Genomic DNA, 23,891 nt, shown 5'->3' with positions numbered 1-23,891 from the left:
TATATTGCTATTCTTCACAGAAATCGAGGAAAATACATTTTGAAAAAGAAAAAGCCCCTAATTAACGGAGCCATTGAAACATATGATTTTCAATTTCTTTATACTTTGCTTCAGGATTTGAAAGTCCGTATGGGCCGGCTTTTTCCATTGGATAAACCTTATAATGTTTCTTTTTTGATACAAAGGTCGGATAAAAGCGCGGATTCGATAAAGTGATGGAAGATCCTTTTTCCGAAACTTGCTTTGAAATTTCAATGGTCGCTAGACCACCGATGTCTTTGTAATCCTTGGATTGGCCAGAAATAAAATTACCTAATGAATAAACGACAAATGCCTTCCGCCCGTCCTTTGTTTTAATCCAATCCATAGGCTGCAAGACATGTGGATGGGATCCGAAAATAATGTCTGCGCCTTCGTCTGCTAGAAATTGAGCCAAATTCTTTTGCTCGTCTGTAGGAAAGCGTTGATATTCATTTCCCCAATGAATGCTCATGACAACAACATCGGCTACATTTTTCGCCCGATGAATTTCATCTTTCATGTGATCGCGATTAATAAGATTCACGAGAAAATCCCGATCATCCGGAACAGGAATCCCGTTGGTCCCGTACGTATAAGCAAGAAAGGCAATTTTGATTCCATCTTTATCCAGAATTCTTAATTTTTTGCGGTCCTCTTCGTCAATAAAGCTTCCTACATGCGGCAGACCAATACTGTTTAAATATTTCGCTTCCGAGTCTATTCCTTTTTCACCCTTGTCTAAGGAATGGTTATTCGCAGTGGAAACAATATCAACACCAGTATGTACTAACGCATCGGCAACCTCATGTGGACTATTAAATGTTGGGTAACTTGAGAGTCCAAGTTCTAGCCCTCCCAATGTACTTTCTTGATTGGCTGTTAAAATATCAGGTTTTTTAAGTAAACTTTTTACATCTGTAAATAGCGGGTCAAAATTGTATCGGTGCCCATTGTACGCATACTGATAAACTCGATCGTGCATCAGTATATCGCCAATTGCCCCGATGGTTATTTTCTGACTTACACTACGCCCCAACACAGGCTGAGATCGGAGGGAATTAAGGTTTGTTAGATGAACCTTCACATCAGCTTTTTGATTTTGGCGTTGCTGAATCACAAGAACGGCGGCAATGATTATGCAGAACAAAATAATAAAAACTGATAAAACAGGTGTTTTCTTTTTCATACTTGCTCCTAACTATGCAAAATTAAGCATATTCGTTTTAAAAAGTATACTGAATGCGATAATATATATGTATTATTTTACGGGTTTTTGTCGAATTATTAAATAAAAACTTAGGAGTTGTGACGATGTTTAAAATCACTGGCAGTGCCGGGCAAGTTTTACTGGAGATTGTAGAGTCAGAAAAACAGACGCCTGATGAGAAGCTATTCGTTCGCTTAACGATGGGAATTGGCTGAGGGGGCCCAAAGCTTAATCTGTCTCTGGAAGAGCGGAAAATACAAGGTGACCAATTGTTTACATTTGATGACTTAAAAATCCTTATTCATGAAAAAGATTATGTCTACTTTGATCATACAAAGCTTGATTATGTCAAAGATGTACTTGGAAAAGGCCGGTTCCAATTATTAAAAATTTAAAGTGGAGCATAAACGCTCCACTTTTTTCATTCTTCCAGTTCTTCAAGAAAATCAATTAATTCATCAAAGTTTTTTGTCACCTTAATCGGCTTTTCGTGCTCATTACAAGATTCACAGGAGGAAAATTGAATTAAAAACTCGCTTGGGTCTGCATTTTCAGAAATCGTTGTTGAAAAAGTAATTAGTTCTTTCACACTCTCCATAAAAATCCCCTCCATAATATGGTAGCCTCTACATCTATTTTATCGTAGTTCCTATCATTTTTATGGAAGCTAATTTGAAGATTTTATGAAAAAAACAAGAGCTTTGTGCTCTTGTTTAATGATTACGAGACAGCCACTTCACTTTCGGCTCTGTTTTATTGATAATCCGTTTAATATTTGCCCGATGCCGATAAACCACGAAGGAGGCCATAAAAAAGACGACAATGATTAAAGGGATATCCCTATCCATAAGGAAAATTGCATAAATCACGGCAAACACACCAGCAATCATCGATGAAAGAGAAACATATTTTGTGATAAACAAACTAATAAAAAATACGACCAAGACAGTTAAGAATAGAAATGGAGCGTAGCACAGCAGAACACCGCCTGATGTGGCCACTGCTTTTCCGCCGCGAAAACCCGCAAAAATAGGATAGGTATGTCCGATAATCGCAAAAATCCCAAAGATTAATTCATTTAAATCCAAATGAAAAATATGTGGCAGATAGGCCGCTAGAGTCCCTTTTAATATATCTGCAAGTGTCACAGCCAATCCAGCTTTTACACCCAGTGTTCGAAAGGTATTCGTTCCACCTAAATTACCGCTGCCGTGCTCACGAATATCTGTCTTATAAAATACTTTTCCGATGATTAACCCGGACGGAATCGAGCCCAGCAAATAAGCAAGGATCATGCACAAAATAATTTGAACCATTTACTTTTATCTCCTTCTACAAATAGATCCAGTGTATTTATTTTATCATGGATTTACGAAAACGCCATCCTTCCTTTATTTTATGAGCGAAAATGTAGATTTCCTGATAAAGTTCTATCAGAAAAAGGAAAAAGCACCTTCTCAATTCCAATTCGATACTTTACGATAGTCATAAGGGGGAAAAAGAAACATGGCACGCGTTGAATACTGTAAGAATCAAAAATTATCACCGAAATGGATGATCGGTGGATTGTTTATCGCCATTTTGCTGATTATTTCTTCGATTCTCTTAATCCTTTATCCTTTCGCATCGAAAGAAAAAACAGCCTATTTTCATGGTACATACCCGATTCTATTTAATAAACAGCAGAAGGGAAATGCCTTACATGAGGGAAGCACTGTTTATATCCCACTTTCCTTCTTACAAGAAAATATCGATAAAAGCATTGTCTACGATGAAAAGTCGCATTCGATCATTATCACAACGGCAGATAAAGTCATTCAAATGCCTACGGATTCCTTAACCTATTTCGTGAATCAGAAACCGGTTAAGCTGCAGATATCACCGATTAAAACAGATGATGGAGAAATTTTCGTCGCTCTTGATCCTATCCTATCTTTGTATCCGATTCAATATCGAAAACTGCAGGATAGTGGCGCCATCTGGATTCAAAGGAATGGTGAGAAACTGGTAAAAGGGCAACTCACATCCGACGATATAAACGAGGAAAAACTAAGACTTAGGACAAAGCCGACACTAAGGGCACCCTATACTGTACAAATGAAAAAGCAGGAACCTGTTTGGATAGAGGGAGAGAAAGAAGGTTATTATCTCGTTCGCAACCAATCCGGTATTAGTGGCTATATCAAAAAAGAATTTGTCCATAAACAGGAAACGGTAACTATTAGAATTAACCGGGAAAGTAAACAGGTACATCCTAAGAAAATAAACGGACCGGTCCAATTAACCTGGGAAGCAGTCTATACAAAAAATCCTAACCCTTCGCATATTCCCAATATGGCAGGGGTGAATGTCGTTTCACCAACATGGTTTTCACTTGAGGAGAAGGATGGGTCGATTAAAAACCTTGCGTCCCTTGCCTATAGTAAATGGGCAAAATCAAGAGGTTATCAGGTTTGGGGATTGTTTTCTAATGGCTTTGATCCGGAACTAACCCATGATGCACTAAAAGACTATGAAACTCGTCAAAAAATGATCCGCCAGTTGTTGCTATTCAGTAAAATGTACAAGCTGCAGGGAATTAATTTTGATATTGAAAATGTTAACAGCGAAGATGGACCATTGGTCACGCAATTGATGCGGGAAGCCGCCCCCTATATGCACGAAGCAGGCCTGATCGTTTCTATGGATATCACCTTTTCAGCAGGGGATAATAACAACTGGTCCTCCTTTTATGAACGAAAAGAACTTTCCAAATTAGCGGATTATTTGATTGTCATGGCATATGATGAACATTGGGGAGCAGCTTCTGGGGCGGGCAGTGTAGCCAGTCTGCCGTGGGTTGAAAAGAATTTACGGACATTGCTAACTGAGGTTCCGAATGAACGGTTGATTCTCGGTGTGCCTTTATATGCCAGGCTATGGATGATTGAAACGGAAAACGATGGAACAGAGAAGATTTCTGCAAAAACACTAACAATGGATCGTGTAAAGTCATGGATGAAGGAAAAGAAATTGAAGCCAACATATGATGAGGAAAGCGGTCAAAACTATGCGGAATACTATGATGCGAAAGAGAAAACCAGGTATAAAATTTGGATTGAGGATGAACTTTCTTTAAAAAAACGAGCAGAACTAGCAGCCAAATATGACCTAGCAGGAGTTGCCAGCTGGTCAAGATTCTTTGCTGATCACAATGCTTGGGTTGCCTTAAACATGAACACAAACAAATCCATCACCAAAAAATAACCGGCAAACCGCTGGTTATTTTTTTATTAAAAAAGAACAAATAAAGGCAAATTCATTACGAAAATATGGAGATTTTTCAAAAGATTTGATTCTTTATTGCTTGCAACAACATCCCCAAATATAATTTAAGTAACCATTAAAAGGAAAAACAAAGATAAGAGCCGGCCAATTCGACATAAGGAATGGTCGGTTTGTTGCATATAATCAACAACCAATGAAAGCGGTGGTAGTTTATGAACAAGCAAGAGAATCGTGATGATGCCTATCAGGAACTAACTGAAAAGTATGAGGCAATGATTCAAATGTTAGAAAACCGTATTCAAGATGAGATTACAAAAAACAGACAAAAGGACCAAATGCTGATTCAACAGGCAAAACTAGCAGCGATGGGCGAAATCATCGCAAGCATAGGGCATCAATGGCGCCAGCCCCTTAAACACTTGTCACTTTTAATCCAAGACATAAGAGATGCACAAAGATTTGAGGAAATGAACGACCAATACATGGACCAATTTACAAATGAGAGTATGATATTAATTGATTTTTTGGCCGGCACGATTCAAGATTTTCGTAAATTTTATCGTCCAAGTAAAGAAAAATGTGCGTTTTCACTAGCAGAATCGATTGAGGCCGCATTGTCCATATTCTCCTTTTTTCTTAAAAAACACAAGATTCGTGTTTACTTTGAGTATCGGGAGCAGCAAAAGGCCTATGGATATTCTAACGAATTTAGCCAGGTGGTCCTCAATCTCTTAACTAATATAAGAGATACATTTGTAAAAAAAGAAATAAAAGATCGAAAATTATTTATCACGATCAATGAAACTTCCGACCATCTTGTCGCGGAAATCATGGATAATGCCGGTGGAGTAGAACCAGAACTCCTATTAAAAATGTTTGATGCAAGCAATTGCAGTTGGTCCGAGGATTCGAAACTCGGCTTATACATTACCAAGGTCATTCTTGAAAACATGAATGGCTCGATAACTGCTGAAACTTTCGGTGAAGGAACCCGCTATCGCCTTTCCATTCCAAAAATCACTTCCTAAATAGATTCAAGTGATTCTCATTATGAAAAACTTACAAAATGCAAGACACACACAAAAAATAAGTATTGTTTTTTGGATTTCGCTTGAGAAAGAGGTAAAATAGAGGAAAAGGATGAAGGAAGTGGCATGAATGGCAATTGAAAATCCAAGTCGGGCAGAATTAGGCGCGATATTAAAAAAAGCAAAAAGAATTGCAGTGGTTGGATTAAGTAATAATCCAGATCGCACTTCTTACATGGTATCCGAAGCCATGCAAAAGGCGGGGTATGAGATCATTCCTGTCAATCCAACAATTGATGAAGCGCTTGGTATAAAAGCGGTAGCTTCGTTAAAGGATATCGAAGGTCATGTTGATATTGTCAATGTCTTCCGTCGTTCTGAGCAATTATTGGAGGTTGCGAAGGAATTTGACGAGATTGACAGCGATATCTTTTGGTCACAGCAGGGATGCATGAATGAAGAAGCATATCAATTTTTAAAGGATAAGGGTTATACCGTCATTATGGACCGCTGTATTAAGGTGGAGCATGCGTTAACCAAATAATAAAGGTGACTTTAAAAACTGCTAAAAAACAGCAGTTTTTTTGTTTTTATTTTCCAAGGAAATTGTCAAATATGGATGATAAAATGATGTTCTTTTAGAGAACGTATTTGCCAAATCGAAATAAATCGCTACAATTAAGCATAGACGCCGCAAGAAATGTGATAAAATAAAGTCGGCAAACATTCGTTCTATTTTAAAATTTTTAAAGGATTTTTAATTCTTTTAAACGAATGATTCATTTACTAATTAGATATGCAAACAGAATTATGTTTTCTTTTGTAAGGGATGAAAGGGGTATTTTAGTGGCAAGAACTCAGCAAGCTTTTGATTATAATGATGATGCCATACAAGTGCTAGAAGGTTTGGAGGCCGTCAGGAAACGTCCCGGGATGTATATCGGGAGTACGGATTCCAGGGGTCTGCACCATCTCGTTTATGAGATTGTCGATAATTCCGTCGATGAAGCGCTTGGCGGCTTCGGTGATCAAATCATCGTTAAAATACACAAAGACAATTCCATCAGTGTTGTAGATAAAGGACGCGGCATGCCAACAGGAATGCATAAAATGGGGAAGCCAACACCTGAGGTGATCTTAACGGTCCTACATGCCGGAGGAAAATTCGGTCAAGGCGGTTATAAAACGAGCGGAGGGCTGCACGGAGTAGGCGCTTCCGTCGTAAACGCTTTGTCAGAATGGTTAACCGTAACGATCAAACGTGACGGTTTTGTTTATGAACAGCGTTTTGAACATGGGGGAAAGCCGGTTACCACGCTTGAAAAAATCGGCAAAACCAATCAGACGGGTACGACCATTCATTTTAAGCCGGATCCAACCATCTTTTCGACTACTACTTATAATTTTGAAATATTATGTGAGAGGTTAAGAGAATCAGCCTTTCTTTTAAAAGGTTTAAAAATAGAAATTCATGATGAACGCAATGATGTCCACGAAATATTTCATTACGAAAATGGAATTGAAGCGTTTGTTGAATATTTAAACGAGGAAAAGGATGTTCTGCATCCTGTCGTCAGCTTTGAAGGTGCCCAAAATGGAATAGAAGTCGAATTTGCCTTTCAATTTAACGATGGTTATTCCGAAAACGTCCTTTCGTTTGTCAATAACGTTCGAACAAAAGATGGCGGCACCCATGAAGCAGGGTCAAAGACGGCTATGACCCGGGTGTTCAATGACTATGCCCGCAAGGTTGCACTTTTGAAGGAAAAAGACAAAAATCTCGATGGTGCTGATATTCGTGAGGGTCTTTCCGCCATTATCTCGGTCCGCATTCCAGAGGAACTTTTGCAGTTTGAAGGACAAACAAAAGGAAAATTGGGGACGAGTGAAGCAAGGTCCGCTGTTGATGGTGTTGTATCAGAACATCTTTCTTATTTTCTCGAAGAAAATCCTGATATTAGCTCATTACTTATTAAGAAATCAATTAAAGCCTACCAGGCCCGGGAAGCAGCAAGAAAAGCCCGGGAAGATGCGAGAAGCGGGAAAAAACGCAAGCGCTCAGAAGCCGTGCTTTCCGGTAAACTGACTCCAGCACAATCACGGAATCCCCAAAGAAATGAGCTTTATTTGGTCGAGGGTGACTCTGCTGGCGGTTCCGCCAAACAAGGACGTGACCGCCGTTTCCAAGCAGTACTTCCTTTACGAGGTAAAGTCATCAATACCGAGAAGGCAAAACTAGCCGATATTTTTAAAAATGAGGAAATCAATACAATTATCCATGCAGTTGGCGGCGGTGTAGGCGCTGATTTTAACGTAGAGGATATTAACTACGATAAAATCGTCATTATGACTGATGCCGATACGGACGGAGCACATATTCAGGTACTTTTACTGACCTTCTTTTATCGTTACATGAAGCCGCTTCTAGAGGCGGGTAAAGTGTTTATTGCCCTTCCGCCATTATATAAAGTGAGCAGAGGGACTGGAAAAAAAGAAGTAATCGAATACGCCTGGAACGAGGATGAACTACAAACAGCCATTAAAAAAGTGGGCCGCGGCTATATCATCCAGCGTTATAAAGGTCTTGGTGAAATGAATGCAGATCAGCTTTGGGAAACAACAATGGACCCGGAGACCCGAACATTAATTCGAGTGAAAATCGACGATCTGGCAAGGGCTGAGCGCCGTGTAACCACACTTATGGGTGACAAGGTAGAACCGCGCCGGAAATGGATTGAAAGCAATGTCGCGTTTACCTTAGATGAACAAGATACGATACTAGAGAATGAAAACATCATGGTCGCTGAGGGGGAATCTGAAGATGAGCTCAATTGAAAAATTTCGTGACTTACCTTTAGAAGATGTACTTGGTGATCGTTTTGGCAGATATAGTAAGTACATTATTCAAGAGCGTGCCCTGCCGGACGCACGTGATGGTTTAAAACCGGTACAACGAAGAATTCTTTATGCCATGCATGTGGAAGGCAATACACACGAAAAAGGCTTCCGAAAATCAGCGAAAACAGTTGGTAACGTCATCGGCAACTACCATCCTCATGGTGATTCTTCTGTTTATGAAGCAATGGTACGAATGAGTCAGGACTGGAAGGTTCGCAATGTCCTAGTCGAAATGCATGGAAATAACGGTAGCGTCGACGGTGACCCTCCTGCAGCGATGCGTTATACCGAAGCAAGATTGTCAGCCATTGCGGCGGAACTCTTGCGGGATATTGAAAAACACACCGTTGAGTTTATTCCAAACTTTGATGATACCTCAAAAGAACCAACCGTATTGCCTGCAATGTTTCCAAACCTTTTGGTAAACGGGTCTACCGGTATTTCTGCAGGGTATGCAACGGAAATACCGCCACACCATCTTGGAGAAGTCATTGATGGTGTTATTATGAAAATGGATCAGCCGGACGTAACGGTTGAGGATTTGATGACCGTTATCAAGGGTCCAGATTTTCCAACCGGCGGGATTATTCAAGGGATTGACGGTATTAAAAAAGCCTATGAAACTGGTAAAGGGAAAATCATTGTCCGCAGTAAAGCCGAAATTGAGGAAATCCGCGGCGGCAAGCAGCAAATTGTTATTACGGAAATTCCGTATGAAGTGAATAAAGCAAATCTCGTGAAAAAAATTGATGAGTTCCGATTGGATCGAAAAGTAGAAGGAATTTCCGAAGTCCGGGATGAAACGGACCGAACCGGGCTAAGAATTGTCATTGAATTAAAAAAGGATGCTGACGCAGAGGGCGTATTAAACTACTTATATAAAAATAGTGATCTGCAAGTTACCTATAACTTTAACATGGTTGCAATTTATAATAAGCGGCCAAAACAAATGGGCCTTCGTGAACTACTGGATGCTTATATTGAACACCAAAAAGAAGTGGTAACAAGACGGACTGAGTTCGAGCTCAATAAAGCGAAGGAGCGTCAGCACATTGTTGAAGGCTTAATGAAGGCTTTATCGATTCTCGATGAAGTGATTGCGACCATCCGTGCATCAAAGGATAAGCGGGATGCGAAGGATAACTTAATCGCAAAATTTGCCTTTACCGAACCGCAATCAGAAGCCATTGTTTCTTTACAACTCTATCGTTTAACAAACACAGATATTACAGCACTCCAAAGCGAAGCAGAAGAGCTAGCCAAGAAAATTGAGGAGTGGACAGCGATTTTGGCGAGCGAGAAAAAACTCCTTTCCGTGATTAAAAAGGAATTAAAAGACGTGAAAAAACGCTTTGCTGATGAGCGCCGTTCAAAAATTGAAGCGGAAATCGAAGAATTGAAAATTAATCTGGAAGTTATGGTTCCTAGCGAAGATGTTATTGTCACCGTTACGAAACAAGGCTATGTGAAACGGACAAGCCAGCGTTCTTATGCTGCATCAAACGGGCAGGATTTGGCCATGAAGGATACCGACCGCTTATTAGCACAGCTCGATATGAACACAAAAGATGTTTTACTTCTCTTCACCAATAAGGGAAATTATCTATTCTGCCCTGTTCATGAACTTCCGGATATCCGCTGGAAGGACCTTGGACAGCATGTCGCCAATATTATTCCAATTGAACGTGATGAAGAAATCATTCGAGCAATACCTGTAAAAGATTTTGAAGCCGATGCCTATTTAGTCTTTATCACTAAAAATGGAATGGTGAAGAAAACAGAACTGAAAGCGTACAAAGCACAGCGTTATTCCAAGCCGCTTGTCGGCATCAATCTAAAAGAAGACGATCAAGTGATTGATGTCCATTTAACAGATGGTTCGCTGGATGTTTTCTTAATCACCCACCTGGGGTATGCTTTATGGTTTGCAGAAGAAGAAATTAGTATTGTCGGGGCACGCGCAGCGGGTGTAAAAGGGATTAACCTAAAAGACGACGACTACGTTGTTGGCGGAAAGGTCCTCACTCCTAATAGCAATAAGTCTATCGTCATTACGACACAGCGTGGGTCTGTTAAGAAGATGAAATTGAAGGAATTTGATAAAGCAACAAGGGCGAAGCGAGGACTTGTCATCCTTAGGGAGCTAAAAACAAATCCACATCGAGTCATTGGCTTTGTGATGACGAACGAACACGACAAGATTTTTGTTCAAACAGAAAAAGGACACACAGAAAGTATTACCGCAGAAGATATTCGTTCAAGTGACCGGTATTCAAATGGGTCGTTTATCCTTGATGAAGGCGAAAATGGTAAGGTCAACTCGATTTGGAAAGTAGTTGCACCTGAAAACACTGGGGAATAATTATTATATTAAAGAGACGGCTGAAAATGGAGGCCGTCTCTTTTATTTTTTTCTGGAAAGTGAAGATTACTTTTGAAATATTTCGATTCATAAAACAAAAAGTCATAACACTTCATTGCATTCTAATTAAACTCTAATTTGACGTATAAATGACCAAAGAATATACTTAGGCTTACTAATAGATAAGTAACCTAACTATTTGTATCCTTAATAAAAATGAGGTGAAAGAAATGGCAGATATTGAAAGTGCCACTGCACAAAAGCTTTTAAAAGCGTTTATGCAATTCAGAAGGACCGGTTGGCACGAGCGGAAAATTGCTGGTTACAACCCAAGTGAATTCAAGGTCTTAGCGGCCATTTACCGTGAAGGAAACAACAAAAGGGCGGATATGAAGGTTTCAGAAATCAGTCAGAAGTTACACGTTACCTCGCCGACAGTCACACAAATCATTAATACACTAGAAAAGGATGGATTGGTTGAACGGAGGATTGATCAAGATGACAGACGAGCTGTTAAAATTAACCTTACATCAAATGGTGAAAGTGCTGTGATCGAGGCAAGAAAAGCCTTCTTTGAAACTTTTAGTGGGTTAATTGATCATTTAGGGGAGGATGATAGCGAACAATTGGCGGAATTACTCTCCAAAGTGATGGCTTACTTTAACAATCATTTGAATCGTTGAACGGAATGGAGTGACCAAACTTGATCAAATTAAGAAAATTTTTAAAACCATTTGGACTATCTGTGTTGGCCGTACTTATATTAGTCCTTTTGCAATCATTATCTGAGCTTTATTTGCCAACCTTGATGTCAGATATAGTGGATAAAGGTGTGGTCACCGGGGATACCCATTATATTTGGAAAATAGGCGGATTTATGCTGCTTGTAGCAGCAGGTGGAATGGTATGCTCCGTCACAGCAAGCTTTTTTTCAGCAAAGGTAGCCTCTGGATTTGGAAAGTCACTTCGTAGGAAATTATTTGCACATGTAGGAGATTTTTCACTTCATGAGTTTGATAAAATTGGTACCGCCTCACTGATTACTAGAACTACCAATGATATTACGCAAGTTCAACAAGTTTTAGTCATGATGCTTAGAATGATGGTTATGGCCCCGATGATGTGTATTGGCGGACTAATCATGGCATTATCCAAAGATGCAAAGTTAACCTTAGTACTAGCAGTCTCATTACCTATTTTAATCATTGCTATTGTGATCATCGCAAGAAGCGGAATTCCGCTTTTTAAGGCTATGCAGGTAAAATTAGATACACTGAATCGAGTTCTTCGCGAAAATCTAACTGGAATTCGGGTCATTCGTTCTTTTAACAAGGTAGAGCACGAAAAGAAACGCTTTGATACGGCAAACCTTGATTTAACGAATACGGCAATTAAAGTAAATAAAATCATGGCGGCTATGATGCCCATTATGATGATGGTCCTAAACCTTACATCCGTCGCAATCGTATGGTTTGGAGGGATTCGGATAAGCAATGGTCATATGGAAGTCGGGGATATGATGGCTTTTATTCAATATGCTATGCAAATCATGTTTTCATTTATCATGCTGTCGATGATGTTTGTCATGGTTCCGCGAGCATCTGTCTCTGCAGCAAGAATAAATGAAGTCCTTGAAACGATTGCAGATATAAAGGATCCAACGGAAGCTGCGACAACCGAAGGTAAAAAAGGACTTGTAGAATTCGAAAATGTTTCCTTTAGTTACCCTGGAGCTGAAATGCCAGCGATTTCTGATATCTCTTTTTCAATGAGACCAGGGGAAGTGACTGCCATAATTGGTGGAACAGGATCGGGTAAATCAACGCTTATTAACTTGATTCCTCGTTTTTACGATGTTGACAGTGGAAGAGTCCTTGTAGACGGTGTTGATGTCCGCAAAATGAGACAAGAAGAGTTAAGAGAAAAAATTGGCTTTGTACCGCAAATGGCTGTCCTTTTTACTGGAAGTATTACCGAAAATATTCGTTTCGGCAAAGAAACAGCGACAGATGAAGAAGTACAGCACGCAGCAAAAATTGCCCAAGCGACAGAATTTATTACAAACATGCCAGATGGATACAATTCGGTGATTGCCCAGGGGGGAACAAACGTTTCAGGAGGACAAAAACAGCGTTTATCCATCGCAAGGGCACTTGTTAGAAAACCAGAAATCTATATTTTCGATGATAGCTTCTCCGCTTTGGATTTTAAAACAGATGCGAAGCTTCGTGCTGCATTAAAAGATGAAACAGTTGATTCAACTGTATTAATTGTTGCACAACGAGTAAGTACCATAATCGATGCAGACCAGATCATTGTTTTAGATAATGGCGAAATTGCCGGAATTGGAAAACACCGCGAACTTTTGGAAACAAATGAGGTTTATCGTGAGATTGTAATGTCGCAGCTATCTGAGGAGGAAATCGCATGAGCAAAGAGACTCATTCCCAAAGGCAAGGTGGACCGGGCGGTGGTGGATTCGGCTTTCGCGGCGGGATGATGCCTGTCCAAAAAGCAAAAAATTTTAAAGGAACCTTAAAAAGACTAGTCAGCTACTTAAAACCACATAAATTCCAACTTTTAGCTGTGCTCATAACCGCCATCATTAGTACGATATTTTCGATCGTCAGTCCAAAGATTATGGGAAAAGCGACCACACGGCTTTTTGAAGGATTGATGATGAAGCTTAGAGGGGTTCCTGGAGCCAAAATTGATTTTGACTATATAGGAAATATCATCTTGCTTTTAATCGGATTATATATTTTAAGTGCGATTTTCGCCTATATTCAGCAATATATCATGGCAGGTGTCGCTCAAAAGACGGTATACCATTTACGTAAAGAGGTGGAGGAAAAACTCAATCGACTTCCATTAAAATACTTTGATGCTAGGACACACGGGGAAATTCTAAGCCGTGCCGTAAATGATGTCGATAACATAAGCACGACCTTACAGCAAAGCTTAACACAACTAATCACGTCCGTTGTTACCATTATTGGTATCATCGTCATGATGCTTACGATTAGCCCATTAATGACACTCATTGTCGTCGTGACATTACCGCTAAGCTTTGCGGCTACTGCAGGTATAGCAAAAAAATCACAAAAGTTTTTTAAAGGACAGCAAAAAGCACTTGGAGAGCTTAACGGGCATGTGGAAGAAATGTATACAGGTCACAAGGTCGTAAAAGTGTTTGGTCGAGAGAAAAAATCAATTGAAAAATTTGATGAAATCAATGAAACACTTTATCAAACTGGATGGAAGGCTCAATTCGTTTCCGGTATGATTATGCCGTTGATGTCCTTTGTTAGTAATATTGGCTATGTTCTTGTTTCTGTTGCCGGCGGTATATTGGTAACGAAAAGGGCGATTGAAATCGGGGACATTCAAGCATTTATTCAATATGCAAGACAATTTTCTCAGCCCATCACGCAAACCGCAATGATTGCCAATGTGATTCAATCAACGATTGCCAGTGCAGAACGTGTATTTGAAATCTTAGATGAATTAGAAGAGGTTCCAGAAGCGGTTGATGCAAAAATGATTGCATCACCAAAAGGGGAAGTAATCTTTGATCATGTTTCCTTCGGCTATAACGAAAATGAACCGTTAATTGAGGATATGAATATTGAGGTAAAACCCGGTCAAAGAGTTGCGATTGTCGGACCAACTGGTGCGGGTAAAACGACATTAATTAATCTATTGATGCGATTCTACGAAATTCAAAACGGGCAGATTTTAATCGACGGGATTGATATTCGCGACTTAAAGCGGGAGCATTTAAGAAGTATGTTTGGCATGGTTTTACAGGATACCTGGCTATTTAATAGCACAATTCGTGATAACATTGGTTATGGAAAAGAGGGAGCAGGGGAGGATGAAATTATTACGGCATCGGAAGCTGCTTTTGCCGACCATTTTATCCGCACCTTACCAGAGGGCTATGACACGATTTTAAATGAGGAAGCCTCTAATATCTCACAAGGACAAAAGCAATTATTGACGATAGCTCGTGCGATATTGGCAGATCCAGCCATTCTTATTCTCGACGAAGCTACAAGTTCTGTGGATACGAGAACAGAGGTACAAATTCAAAAAGCTATGGACCGATTAATGAAAGGGAGGACCAGCTTCATTATTGCCCATCGACTTTCAACCATTCGTGATGCTGATCTGATTTTGGTTATGAATCAGGGTACGGTGATTGAAAAAGGAAATCATGCTGAACTGCTTGAAAAAGGCGGATTTTATGCAGAACTTTATAATAGTCAGTTTTCTAGCGGAAATGCGATGGCAGGGTGATAATGAAATCAGAGCGCTTAGTTGATCTAGGCGCTTTTTTTGTAATTATTCGTGGATAGTTCATAGTAGAATTTGAACCGAAAAAAAGAAATTTTTCTCCTCCGTCTCATTTTCTTAAGTATACTTAGGGATTGAGACAGAGTTTATTTTTTATAATTAATTAACTATAATTATATTATGTAAACTAATAAAAATAAAAACAAGGCTGTTACCCAACCAGTAACAACCTAATCTTTAGGCATATCCATCTTATCAACAGCACTTTTTAAATCCTCATTACGAATATGGGTATAGATCATGGTCGTTTGAATCGATGAATGTCCCAACTGTCTGCGTAATTTCGGCACATCATTTATTTCTGTATGGTATCTGGTTGCAAATGAATGACGTAATTTATGTACAGATAATGATGGTTTCCCGAATGCTGCAGCATACTTTTCAACTAGTTTTTCAACCGACCTAGCGGTAAGTCTTCTTGATTTTCCTTTTGGACCCATTGGGGCAGAAATAAACAAGGCTTTATTTGTTTTATCCACCTGATACTTTTCAGTCCTTATAGTAAGATACTCCTGCAAATCAGCCATCGCCACCTGACTAAAAAAAACAAATTGTTCCTTATTGCCTTTACGAATCACCCGGGCAGAATACTTGCTAAAGTCGATATCATCAAGGTCCAATCCAACAAGCTCAGAAAGGCGAAGTCCGGAACCTAGAATTAATGAAATAATCGCTGTATCACGCTGTTGATTCATTTTATAAAAGTTGTAGATTTTCTTATTATCCTTGTTTAATTCGCCAAATCCATGAGCAACAAACAGCCGAAACTGCTCATATTCATCACCAAGCAAAATTTTACCTTCCATTTTATTTGCCCGCGTTTCCATTGTTTCTTTAATCTCATTAAATTCAATTTTGGCCATCACATTTCGATTGATATAGGCTTGTAAATCCTGTGTTTCCGCAATGTTTTGAAGGTAATTGAACAGCGATTTTAACGCTGATAGCTTTCGGTTTACGGTCAATTCTTTATTATTTAACTCATAATGAAGGAAGTTTAAAAATCCTTCAACTTCAAGCACAGTTAGCCGTTCGAGCCGCTCTAACGGGATTTCTTTCATGCTGCCGGTCCAAAGCTGTTCACTGATCATCCAATTAAAGAAAATCTTATAATCATGACAGTAATTAAACAAGGATGCGGTCGATAGTTTTCTAAGCTTGTGATTGATATATTCGTCAACATACCAAGGGAGCTCATTGAGCAAGGATTGTAGTTTTTGAAAATTTTGTTGTTTTGCCGGATTTACCATAATAACACCTCACTTCTATATTTTACCTTATACACATTAGTGCGTCAAATTTATATTTTACGTAATTTTTAGCGCGATAAAGCATTAAAACAATTCTAACTCTAATTGCTCATTAAACTCTCCTCTATCTCAACGACTTTATGAAAAAATGCGACTGCTCTTATTGAACAATCGCATCTTTCACTTCAACCTATCAACACTGTTTATTCCTAAACCGATAAAATCCAGCAGCATTAAATCGCGCCGTATATTATTTATATAATTTTTGATTACCTTGGGCCGTCTCCCAAACCATATATAAAAAATCATTTTCTCTAATAAATGTAAGACATGTTTCAAATAGAGTTTGTTCAACTTTCTCTTTTCTACATTCTGGTATTACAAATAAATCGTGCAATACAGCGATTTTCTTGACATCAGGAGTATTATTAGTAAAATATAAAGTTGCAAACCCAATAATCTTGTTATCTTTTTCTGCCACAAATTGCAATCCTTTTTTTGGATCGTTGTAAATTTCGTTTAAAATATGTTTAAGTATTTTTTCGTCATTACGGGGACTATCATAAAAATTGATCATATAATTCACCATTAATGGTAATAGTGAAGAAAGGTCTTGTTTTACAGCCCTTCTGATTTTGATCTTCTTCAATTGTTCAACTGTCATAAAATTCATCCTCCATTTATAAAAATATTCTTCAATATTTAATACGCAATAATCGTGCCAAACATACTAAAGTGGATGAATCAAACGATATAATTTCAAATTAAAAACAGTTTATTATAAATTGCATAACTTATGCGTACTAGATTTGAATGCAGATTTATGTCCTTATATAAAATCTAAGAAGTTTCGAAGTTTTCCCCTTAAAAAATCGATATTATTTACTTCTCTTCTTAGTACGAGAATTCCTTCTCAAACAATACTGCCCATTAATAAAAAAAGCGACTGCTCTTAATGAACAATCGCAAACTAATAGGTTCCGTTTTGTCAAGCTTATACAGAAGCGTTAAATTGAATGTATTCTTCGGTTGGGAAATCAACATTTAATATTCTCTCTTACATCATCTGGATTCCTTAAACTTACCCATTTATTAAATGTTCTCGATCATCGGCTTGTGGAGGCTCTTCCATCCAACCATGATTGATCATGATATTCGCTCCATCTTCCGCATATAGGGATATTTCTGGAACCAAGGAGGCATACCTCAATCCCAACTCATTGGTGCTGGTAAGTCTTCCTTCTTCAAAATATTACTAAAAATATCCAAATGTTTTTGTGCTATTTGTTTTCCTCTTAAAAAAATTGCTTTATTTCTTCATGTTGTGCTATTTGAGCAAATCCAGTAATTAATGCTTTTCCGATAGCATTTGTTTGAACATTCATAAATAAATGTGTAACTTCTACTGAAGTTAATGATCTTTTTTTACCAAAAAAACCCGCCAAGAACTGCTGCTTCTCAACAAAATCAACTACATCGGGCGTCGAAATATATGGTGTTCGTACATAGGTTCCTTGTTTTAACATCAGCAATCGAGTTTGGTCCTGTATATCAATGGATGCTTTTAAGACACCTTTATGAAAATCGACAATATCTTCACGTGTTACTATTCCTATTGCTGAAGCATTGGCAGCCATTGCAAGAATAGACATTTGCCTTAAATACATTAATACAAACGTATCCGAAAATAACCTGGTTGCATCGGAATTCACATCTTCCTCCGTAAATCCAATTGGTATCGGAAAGTCTTCCTTATTAAAAAGTTCTTGTAAAAATGAAATATTCCTTAAAGATGTGTTCAATGCAAATTCAATTACTGGCCGTACCTCTTCATCCTCCACTTTCCGAAGAAAATGACTATTAACACAAATCGATACAGTATCATTTAGGTATTGAATCCATAAACTTGACATTTCAGCAGCGGTTAAACGAATCATTGTATTATCTTCTATAAACCTCTACCTCCAAATATTTTTCCTTTTTAAAGGCACTTATGGAATGGATAAAAAAGGTGCTGTCCCCATAAATAATAAAAGAATGAAATTGAATAAATTTCATTCTTCAAAGTGAAAATAAAACAAGTGTTATTTTTAACACTAATATTCAATGTGGAGGGATATATTTTGAATAAACTTATTGGCTTATTATCATTATTGATTTCACTGGTAATTAAAGCTGCCTTCCTAATGGAAAAAATCGATACTAGGTTAAAGTCTATGTTAAGAATGCCAGCTTTAACAAAAGCCTTGAGTACACCATAAGTATGTTCTATTCCCACATTGTGTAAAAAAGGTGCGCACATTACTCTGCCCTTGAACAAAAAATCCCTACATAACTTAGCCTAAGCTGGTCATGTAGGGATTTTCATTTATAAAAATAATTATTTAAATATTGTTGAAATAATCTGGTCACGGGACATGTCACTGTCCACTACAAATGTACCTGGTCGCAGTTTGTTTTCAATCCCTTTTTTCTCAATATCTTTCGAGAATTGAAAGGCATTATCAATGATTTTTGCTTTTTCAAGTGCCCTGCCGACATCAATACTTGTCATCCCATTTGCCACATTCAGAACAACTCTGTAAACCGTTTTTTTCGATTTATTGTCTTCTGCCGGAGTTGCCTTTTGTGCAGCTGCTTTCGCATCATTTAGATTTTTATCATAATCTGTTTTTGTTTGAACAACATAACCTGCTGCTGCAAGCTTATTTTTCATCTCATCCTCTGTTGGCTGAACGGTTACTGTTTTGGTTTGTTCAGTTACCTTGACAGGTTTAGTTGCAGCTTCTGTTTTATTTGTAAAATAAACAGCGCCGCTAATCGTGGTAGAAATAAGAATTCCTGCTGCAAAACTGGTCAATAGATTAACCCGCATTTGAAATACTTCTCCTTTCATCCTTAGATCTTAGGTAAGGAGCAAGAAGTTCTTTAATTTCTTCTGCAGAAACCTGTTTTCTCTCAGCAATGCTTTCAATTGAATAATTGCGTTTATATAAGTCTAGTATTTCACGCATAAACACTTTTTCCTTAGGAGAAAGTTCAACTCCTGCTTCATTCATGACAACTTCAATATCAAGCTCAATATTCCGAATTGATTCTTGCAAATCATTGATTTCTTTCATAACCTCAACGTGAACTAAATCAATTCCTTTATTCTGTGCTTTTGTAGCTTGAGCTGTTTTTGTCAGCGAAATAATTAAAAGCAATACTGAGACTCCAAACAAGCCCGCTAATGTCCATTCCATCATAATGCATTCCTCCTTTTTTAGGTGGTCACAAGTTGTAATTATACATGGAAACGATGGATTTTTCGACAAATTTCTCTTAAATTAAGCAAAAAGTCGTAGAAAAGAAGTTCTTTTCAAGCACATTTCATAAAACGGAGTGTATTGGTGAAGTCTATAGATAGAAACAAAAGTTGAAAGGAGTTTTTGTCATGCAAAATAATCAACCCCCCATTCCCTATCCACCAAGGGTAATTACAACTAAGGATCTTCTTTATATCAAAGACGTGCTATCTTGGGAACTTTTGGCTTTTAAGAAATTTCATCATCTCGCCCAACAAGCAACCAATCCACAATTTAAACAGGCACTCGATAAAGCGGGGAGAATGCATCAAAATCATTATCAAAGATTGCTTACTCACCTTCAGGTTAATAACAATATGGCGATGGCGAGTGTCCCGAAACCACAGCAAACACAACAAATGCAACAATCACAAATTTAGTAAGGAGGTTTATGTGGTATGATGCAGAATCAACAAGCTCAGCAAAATCAACAAAGCCAGCAGTCGCAAAACCCAAATCAAATCGCAAACCCGCAAACAGGTCAATTGCCCAAAGTAAAAGGACCTGAAATGAACGACCGGGACTTTCTGAATGATGGCCTCAGCACCTGTAAATATATAACGGACAGTTTAAATATTGCTATTCGGGAAGCAAGTCATCAGCAGCTACATAACGACTTACTTCAAATTCTAAACGAAACCCACCAAAGCTGCCGTGAGCTCTATCATTTAATGTTTCAAAGCGGCTGGTACAAGCTTGAAGCTGAAGAACAACAAAAACTGGATCAGGCGTATCAACAGTTTAACAACTATTCCTCACAGTTCCCTTATAATGATATAAGCCCGGTAAATTGATACCGGGCTTTTTTAAAGAAACGCACAAATTTAATGAACACGAATAATTTCTCGCAAATCCTCATCATGGCGAATTCTTGTATGCTTGGACTCCAAACGATAAAATTCTTCTACGTCCATGTCATCGGTAGGTTTTCCAGCCCACAAGTTTTTAAAATCACCAAAAAAATCCTCGAACATGCTATCAACCTCCCTATTCATGCTCCTTACTAGTATGGCTAAAATTTATTAAATTAAATCAAAGGATTTATAGCTAAACCTCTTGGATTTTCCCATCAATAATTGTCATTTCAATAGAGGTATCCAACAATTCATCTGGTTGTTGGATTTCAAAAAGGTTTTTCGAATAAACCGTCATATCTGCTAATTTTCCTCTTGATAGCGTTCCCTTTATCTTCTCCTCGGAGGTTGCATAGGCACCGCCAATTGTAAACACCTGAAGCGCTTCAAGCATGGATAACTTTTCTTTTACATTCCAGCCTTCATGCTGATCCCATGGTGCCCGGCGCGTAACAGCCGAGTGAATTCCAAGCAATGGGTCAACCGGCTCTACCGGTGCATCCGAACCACCGGCACACAACACTCCTTCTGAAAGTAAGGATTTCCAAGCATATAAATACTGCTCACGTTCCGCACCAATCCGCTCTTTAATCCAAGGATAATCTCCAACCACAAATCGTGGTTGAATATCTGCAATCCGGCTTTGATTTGCTAAACGCTGAATCAAATCTTGGCGAACAAGCGATACGTGGATTATTCGGTCACGATGGTTCACCGACTGAAACTGATCCAATGCATCTAAAACCAATTCCAAAGCTTTGTCACCAATCGTATGTACAGCTATTGGCATTGAATACTCTCTGGAATCCTTTACCATTTGATAAAGTGTCTCTTTATCATGCATTGCGTCGCCAAATTGTTCAGGAGCATCATGGTAAGGCTCTGAAAGTAAAGCGGTTCTTCTTCCAAATGCACCATCAGCAAAAATCTTTATCGCGCCAATCTGCAATTTATCATTGCCATAACCAGCGAACATCCCTCTTTCTTTTAAATCTTTAAGAAAAGGATAATCAATCAGCAAATTACAGCGTAACCCATATTGTTCTTGGTTGATCAGTTCATTATATAACCTGTAGGTTTGGTTAAGCCCGCCAAAGTAAAGGGGATCATTCGTATGCGCGCTAGTTAATCCCTTTTTAACAGCAAATTTCATCGCTTGAGCCAAACCATGCTTTAACTCTTCATACGTTTTTTCTGGTATATGTTTCGTAAACAATTTCGAAGCTGTTTCCAATATTAGTCCAGTTGGTTTTTTTGTAATCGGATCCAAGACAATACTGCCGCCCATTGGAATTTCCATTGAAGGATGAAAATTCGATCTTTCCAGGGCTTGGCTATTGACTAAAAAAGCATGATGGCAAATTCTTTTTAAATAAATCGGGCAATGCGGTGCTGCATAATCAAGTTCTTCAATCGTTGGGGTTGTCCCATCTTCAAAGAGATTTTCATCCCACCCCATTCCGACGAGCCAGCTTCCCGGTGCAACGGTGCTTGCTTTCTCTCTGATTTTTTCAAGCATTGCTTTTTTCGACTTCACGCCTGTCAAATCCAAGTCTAAAAAGTTAAATGCTACCCCTGATAAATGTAAGTGGCTGTCAATTAATCCTGGGGTAATCATTTTTCCTTGTAAATCAATAATATTTACACCGTGTCTGCCCCATTGCAATTGCATATCCTGATGTGAACCTAAATCTACAATTCTACCGTCCTCAACTACGACTGTTTCCACCACTGGATTCTCGGAATCAAGTGTATAAAATACTCCATTCGTGAAAATGGTCTTTCCCATCCAAATTCCCTCCTCGAAAAACTGTATATTATATATTATATAATAAAATAAGAAACGAAAGGTATATAAAGATTTATTATTCAGAAAAAAACGACTAAGAATTTTATTAGCCGTTTTGTCATCATAATTTATATTTTTCCATCTTATATTTTAATAATTGTTTGGAGACACCCAATCGTTTGGCAGCGTCCGTTAGTTTTCCGTTCATATTGGTTAGTTGCCTTTGAATCATTTCTTTCTCAAAATGTTCGACCGCCTCTTTTAAGTGATCAAAATTCTCTGTGCCAATAGGTAATCGTGTTTCTTTATTTTCACGAATTCTCTTCGGAATATCTTCCATTGTAATAATAGAAGAGGTTACATTATTAAAGGCCGTTTCGACCGCATTTTTAAGTTCCCTTATATTCCCTGGCCATTGATACCTTTTAAAACACTCCAATACCTCAGGCTCAACACCCTCAATGTGTATGTTCATGTTATTATTGTAAAAATCAATATAGTATGTAAGCAGTTTTTCAATATCCTCTTGCCGTTCAGCTAAGGTTGGCAAATCAATTTGTACAACACCCAAACGGTAATAAAGATCTTCTCTTAAACGCTTTTCAGCAACTAACAAATCAGGGTCTTCATTGGTGGCAGAAATCACCCTAATATCTACATTAATATTTTTTGTCCCGCCGATTCTTCTAATCATCTTTTCCTCGATAGCCTTTAGAAGTTTAACCTGCAGGTAAAAATCAAGTGAATTGATTTCATCCAAAAATAATGTCCCGCTATTTGCTTGTTCAAATACACCCGGCATGTCCACTGCCCCGGTGAAACTTCCTTTAACGGTTCCAAATAATGTACTTTCCATCAGGTTGGGTGGAATCGCACCACAGTTAAGAGATATAAAGGGGCCGCTGAACCGGTCGCTTAAATTATGAATAGACTGGGAAACCAATTCTTTTCCAGTCCCTGTTTTACCATAAATTAAAACAGTGGAATTTGTTTTAGCGATTTTCCCGATTTTGCTTTTAATCGCCTCCATATTTGGATTTGTGGTAATCAAATTTTCTATCGTATAAATTGTATTATTTTTTCGAAAGACTTTGTGGCTTGCGAACTTTTCTAGAGATTGAATATTTTCCCTCGAATAATAATGTTTAGAAAACTCGATGGCACCAATGATTTTATCATGATCTTTAATCGGATAAGTAGAACTTACAAGAACAAGTGTATTCCCATTTTTCACAATTAATTCTTGCTTTACATTACAGACGGCCTTTCCGTTTTTTAAAACGTTAATAATCGTACTGTTTTCAAACGTAAGATTTTGATAAGAACTAAGGATATGCTTACCCATAAACTCTTCTGGTCTAACGCCCATCTCGTTTAAAACTTTTAGATCAGCCATGTCATAGAAAATAATTGTTCCGTTCTCATCCGTTACCAAAATATTGTCATAGTCCTTTAAATGTTTAAAATTATTTACATCAATCTTCATTTTTTCACCCATTTAGTCTAAAA

Annotated in this window: 23 protein-coding genes; 11 read left to right on the top strand and 12 right to left on the bottom strand. The window is 38.2% G+C overall.

What is annotated here, in order from left to right; genetic code table 11:
• Positions 1-61: 61 nt before the first annotated feature.
• From ACFQZ9_RS00230 to plsY, 3 genes are all read right to left on the bottom strand, one after another.
• A complete protein-coding gene (locus tag ACFQZ9_RS00230; protein ID WP_198313198.1) occupies positions 62-1,207 on the bottom strand; it encodes a CapA family protein in 1,146 nt (381 codons plus the stop codon).
• Between the two features lie 442 nt (positions 1,208-1,649).
• Complete coding sequence (locus ACFQZ9_RS00225; RefSeq protein WP_198313197.1) at positions 1,650-1,826, bottom strand: hypothetical protein; 177 nt, start codon at positions 1,824-1,826, stop codon at positions 1,650-1,652.
• Between the two features lie 115 nt (positions 1,827-1,941).
• The gene (gene plsY / locus ACFQZ9_RS00220) at positions 1,942-2,544 is read right to left on the bottom strand and encodes a glycerol-3-phosphate 1-O-acyltransferase PlsY (RefSeq protein ID WP_026576404.1); all 603 of its coding nucleotides are present in this window, start codon (positions 2,542-2,544) and stop codon (positions 1,942-1,944) included.
• 190 nt (positions 2,545-2,734) lie between these two features.
• Between plsY and ACFQZ9_RS00215 the strand changes: the two genes are divergently transcribed.
• The 8 genes from ACFQZ9_RS00215 to ACFQZ9_RS00180 all read left to right on the top strand — a co-directional run bounded on the left by ACFQZ9_RS00215 (position 2,735) and on the right by ACFQZ9_RS00180 (position 15,085).
• The gene (locus tag ACFQZ9_RS00215; RefSeq protein ID WP_498941788.1) at positions 2,735-4,474 is read left to right on the top strand and encodes a glycosyl hydrolase family 18 protein; all 1,740 of its coding nucleotides are present in this window, start codon (positions 2,735-2,737) and stop codon (positions 4,472-4,474) included.
• Between the two features lie 233 nt (positions 4,475-4,707).
• A complete protein-coding gene (locus tag ACFQZ9_RS00210; protein ID WP_498941786.1) occupies positions 4,708-5,523 on the top strand; it encodes a sensor histidine kinase in 816 nt (271 codons plus the stop codon).
• A 130-nt stretch (positions 5,524-5,653) separates the two neighbouring features.
• Complete coding sequence (locus ACFQZ9_RS00205) at positions 5,654-6,067, top strand: CoA-binding protein (protein ID WP_498941784.1); 414 nt, start codon at positions 5,654-5,656, stop codon at positions 6,065-6,067.
• A gap of 302 nt (positions 6,068-6,369) precedes the next feature.
• Positions 6,370-8,358, top strand: a complete 1,989-nt coding sequence (parE, locus tag ACFQZ9_RS00200) for a DNA topoisomerase IV subunit B (RefSeq protein WP_198313192.1) — start codon at positions 6,370-6,372, stop codon at positions 8,356-8,358.
• Complete coding sequence (parC, locus tag ACFQZ9_RS00195) at positions 8,345-10,783, top strand: DNA gyrase/topoisomerase IV subunit A (protein WP_498941782.1); 2,439 nt, start codon at positions 8,345-8,347, stop codon at positions 10,781-10,783. The genes parE and parC overlap by 14 nt, the downstream gene beginning before the upstream one ends.
• 230 nt (positions 10,784-11,013) lie before the next feature.
• Positions 11,014-11,466, top strand: a complete 453-nt coding sequence (locus ACFQZ9_RS00190; RefSeq protein WP_498941781.1) for a MarR family winged helix-turn-helix transcriptional regulator — start codon at positions 11,014-11,016, stop codon at positions 11,464-11,466.
• Positions 11,467-11,486: 20 nt separating this feature from the next.
• Positions 11,487-13,214, top strand: coding sequence for an ABC transporter ATP-binding protein (locus ACFQZ9_RS00185; protein ID WP_498941779.1), 1,728 nt, complete (start codon positions 11,487-11,489; stop codon positions 13,212-13,214).
• Positions 13,211-15,085: an ABC transporter ATP-binding protein gene (locus ACFQZ9_RS00180; protein WP_498941777.1), complete on the top strand. Its 1,875-nt coding sequence runs from the start codon at positions 13,211-13,213 to the stop codon at positions 15,083-15,085. Before ACFQZ9_RS00185 ends, ACFQZ9_RS00180 begins: the two co-directional genes overlap by 4 nt.
• A 227-nt stretch (positions 15,086-15,312) precedes the next feature.
• On the opposite strand, the gene xerS is transcribed toward ACFQZ9_RS00180, so the two are convergent.
• The 4 genes from xerS to ACFQZ9_RS00160 form a co-directional block, all read right to left on the bottom strand.
• Entirely contained in the window at positions 15,313-16,392 is a 1,080-nt protein-coding gene (gene xerS, locus ACFQZ9_RS00175) for a site-specific integrase (RefSeq protein ID WP_498941775.1), read from the bottom strand.
• 250 nt (positions 16,393-16,642) lie between these two features.
• Positions 16,643-17,056 (bottom strand): GNAT family N-acetyltransferase, encoded by a 414-nt coding sequence (locus ACFQZ9_RS00170; protein WP_498941773.1) that lies wholly within the window; start codon positions 17,054-17,056, stop codon positions 16,643-16,645.
• Between the two features lie 417 nt (positions 17,057-17,473).
• The gene (locus tag ACFQZ9_RS00165; protein ID WP_498941772.1) at positions 17,474-17,587 is read right to left on the bottom strand and encodes a DUF3231 family protein; all 114 of its coding nucleotides are present in this window, start codon (positions 17,585-17,587) and stop codon (positions 17,474-17,476) included.
• 100 nt (positions 17,588-17,687) lie between these two features.
• The gene (locus ACFQZ9_RS00160) at positions 17,688-18,329 is read right to left on the bottom strand and encodes a YvdQ family spore coat protein (protein WP_498941770.1); all 642 of its coding nucleotides are present in this window, start codon (positions 18,327-18,329) and stop codon (positions 17,688-17,690) included.
• 186 nt (positions 18,330-18,515) lie between these two features.
• On the opposite strand from ACFQZ9_RS00160, the gene ACFQZ9_RS00155 reads away from it, so the two are divergent.
• Positions 18,516-18,653 (top strand): hypothetical protein, encoded by a 138-nt coding sequence (locus ACFQZ9_RS00155; RefSeq protein WP_498941768.1) that lies wholly within the window; start codon positions 18,516-18,518, stop codon positions 18,651-18,653.
• A 119-nt stretch (positions 18,654-18,772) separates the two neighbouring features.
• Here the strand turns inward: ACFQZ9_RS00155 and ACFQZ9_RS00150 are convergent, their stop codons facing one another.
• Together ACFQZ9_RS00150 and ACFQZ9_RS00145 are read right to left on the bottom strand one after the other, a co-directional pair.
• Positions 18,773-19,267 (bottom strand): aminodeoxychorismate lyase, encoded by a 495-nt coding sequence (locus ACFQZ9_RS00150; protein ID WP_498941766.1) that lies wholly within the window; start codon positions 19,265-19,267, stop codon positions 18,773-18,775.
• Positions 19,257-19,637 (bottom strand): hypothetical protein, encoded by a 381-nt coding sequence (locus ACFQZ9_RS00145; RefSeq protein ID WP_133335597.1) that lies wholly within the window; start codon positions 19,635-19,637, stop codon positions 19,257-19,259. The genes ACFQZ9_RS00150 and ACFQZ9_RS00145 overlap by 11 nt, the downstream gene beginning before the upstream one ends.
• Positions 19,638-19,828: 191 nt before the next feature.
• On the opposite strand from ACFQZ9_RS00145, the gene ACFQZ9_RS00140 reads away from it, so the two are divergent.
• The gene (locus ACFQZ9_RS00140; RefSeq protein WP_498941764.1) at positions 19,829-20,119 is read left to right on the top strand and encodes a ferritin-like domain-containing protein; all 291 of its coding nucleotides are present in this window, start codon (positions 19,829-19,831) and stop codon (positions 20,117-20,119) included.
• Between the two features lie 18 nt (positions 20,120-20,137).
• Positions 20,138-20,533 carry a spore coat protein gene (locus ACFQZ9_RS00135; protein ID WP_498941762.1) on the top strand — a complete coding sequence of 132 codons (396 nt, stop codon included), beginning with the start codon at positions 20,138-20,140 and terminating at the stop codon, positions 20,531-20,533.
• Between the two features lie 30 nt (positions 20,534-20,563).
• On the opposite strand, the gene ACFQZ9_RS00130 is transcribed toward ACFQZ9_RS00135, so the two are convergent.
• The 3 genes from ACFQZ9_RS00130 to ACFQZ9_RS00120 all read right to left on the bottom strand — a co-directional run bounded on the left by ACFQZ9_RS00130 (position 20,564) and on the right by ACFQZ9_RS00120 (position 23,868).
• Positions 20,564-20,713, bottom strand: a complete 150-nt coding sequence (locus ACFQZ9_RS00130; RefSeq protein WP_498941760.1) for a hypothetical protein — start codon at positions 20,711-20,713, stop codon at positions 20,564-20,566.
• Between the two features lie 73 nt (positions 20,714-20,786).
• Positions 20,787-22,382: an amidohydrolase gene (locus ACFQZ9_RS00125; RefSeq protein ID WP_498941759.1), complete on the bottom strand. Its 1,596-nt coding sequence runs from the start codon at positions 22,380-22,382 to the stop codon at positions 20,787-20,789.
• 121 nt (positions 22,383-22,503) lie between these two features.
• A complete protein-coding gene (locus ACFQZ9_RS00120; protein ID WP_498941757.1) occupies positions 22,504-23,868 on the bottom strand; it encodes a sigma-54 interaction domain-containing protein in 1,365 nt (454 codons plus the stop codon).
• Between the last annotated feature and the right edge of the window lie 23 nt (positions 23,869-23,891).

This window comes from Neobacillus sp. GCM10027624, assembly GCF_042675345.1.
Lineage (GTDB): Bacteria > Bacillota > Bacilli > Bacillales > Cytobacillaceae > Neobacillus > Neobacillus cucumis_D.
The sequence above is the reverse complement of the archived record's forward strand: the minus strand, read 5'-3'. Positions and strand labels throughout refer to the sequence as shown.

Bases quoted from the DNA above. Each gene is read 5' to 3' on its own strand.
- ACFQZ9_RS00230 (WP_198313198.1), bottom strand. From the start codon at position 1,207: ATGAAAAAGAAAACACCTGTTTTATCAGTTTTTATTATTTTGTTCTGC.
- ACFQZ9_RS00225 (WP_198313197.1), bottom strand. From the start codon at position 1,826: ATGGAGAGTGTGAAAGAACTAATTACTTTTTCAACAACGATTTCTGAA.
- plsY (WP_026576404.1), bottom strand. From the start codon at position 2,544: ATGGTTCAAATTATTTTGTGCATGATCCTTGCTTATTTGCTGGGCTCG.
- ACFQZ9_RS00215 (WP_498941788.1), top strand. From the start codon at position 2,735: ATGGCACGCGTTGAATACTGTAAGAATCAAAAATTATCACCGAAATGG.
- ACFQZ9_RS00210 (WP_498941786.1), top strand. From the start codon at position 4,708: ATGAACAAGCAAGAGAATCGTGATGATGCCTATCAGGAACTAACTGAA.
- ACFQZ9_RS00205 (WP_498941784.1), top strand. From the start codon at position 5,654: ATGGCAATTGAAAATCCAAGTCGGGCAGAATTAGGCGCGATATTAAAA.
- parC (WP_498941782.1), top strand. From the start codon at position 8,345: ATGAGCTCAATTGAAAAATTTCGTGACTTACCTTTAGAAGATGTACTT.
- ACFQZ9_RS00190 (WP_498941781.1), top strand. From the start codon at position 11,014: ATGGCAGATATTGAAAGTGCCACTGCACAAAAGCTTTTAAAAGCGTTT.
- ACFQZ9_RS00180 (WP_498941777.1), top strand. From the start codon at position 13,211: ATGAGCAAAGAGACTCATTCCCAAAGGCAAGGTGGACCGGGCGGTGGT.
- xerS (WP_498941775.1), bottom strand. From the start codon at position 16,392: ATGGTAAATCCGGCAAAACAACAAAATTTTCAAAAACTACAATCCTTG.
- ACFQZ9_RS00170 (WP_498941773.1), bottom strand. From the start codon at position 17,056: ATGACAGTTGAACAATTGAAGAAGATCAAAATCAGAAGGGCTGTAAAA.
- ACFQZ9_RS00160 (WP_498941770.1), bottom strand. From the start codon at position 18,329: ATGATTCGTTTAACCGCTGCTGAAATGTCAAGTTTATGGATTCAATAC.
- ACFQZ9_RS00150 (WP_498941766.1), bottom strand. From the start codon at position 19,267: ATGCGGGTTAATCTATTGACCAGTTTTGCAGCAGGAATTCTTATTTCT.
- ACFQZ9_RS00145 (WP_133335597.1), bottom strand. From the start codon at position 19,637: ATGGAATGGACATTAGCGGGCTTGTTTGGAGTCTCAGTATTGCTTTTA.
- ACFQZ9_RS00140 (WP_498941764.1), top strand. From the start codon at position 19,829: ATGCAAAATAATCAACCCCCCATTCCCTATCCACCAAGGGTAATTACA.
- ACFQZ9_RS00135 (WP_498941762.1), top strand. From the start codon at position 20,138: ATGATGCAGAATCAACAAGCTCAGCAAAATCAACAAAGCCAGCAGTCG.
- ACFQZ9_RS00130 (WP_498941760.1), bottom strand. From the start codon at position 20,713: ATGTTCGAGGATTTTTTTGGTGATTTTAAAAACTTGTGGGCTGGAAAA.
- ACFQZ9_RS00125 (WP_498941759.1), bottom strand. From the start codon at position 22,382: ATGGGAAAGACCATTTTCACGAATGGAGTATTTTATACACTTGATTCC.
- ACFQZ9_RS00120 (WP_498941757.1), bottom strand. From the start codon at position 23,868: ATGAAGATTGATGTAAATAATTTTAAACATTTAAAGGACTATGACAAT.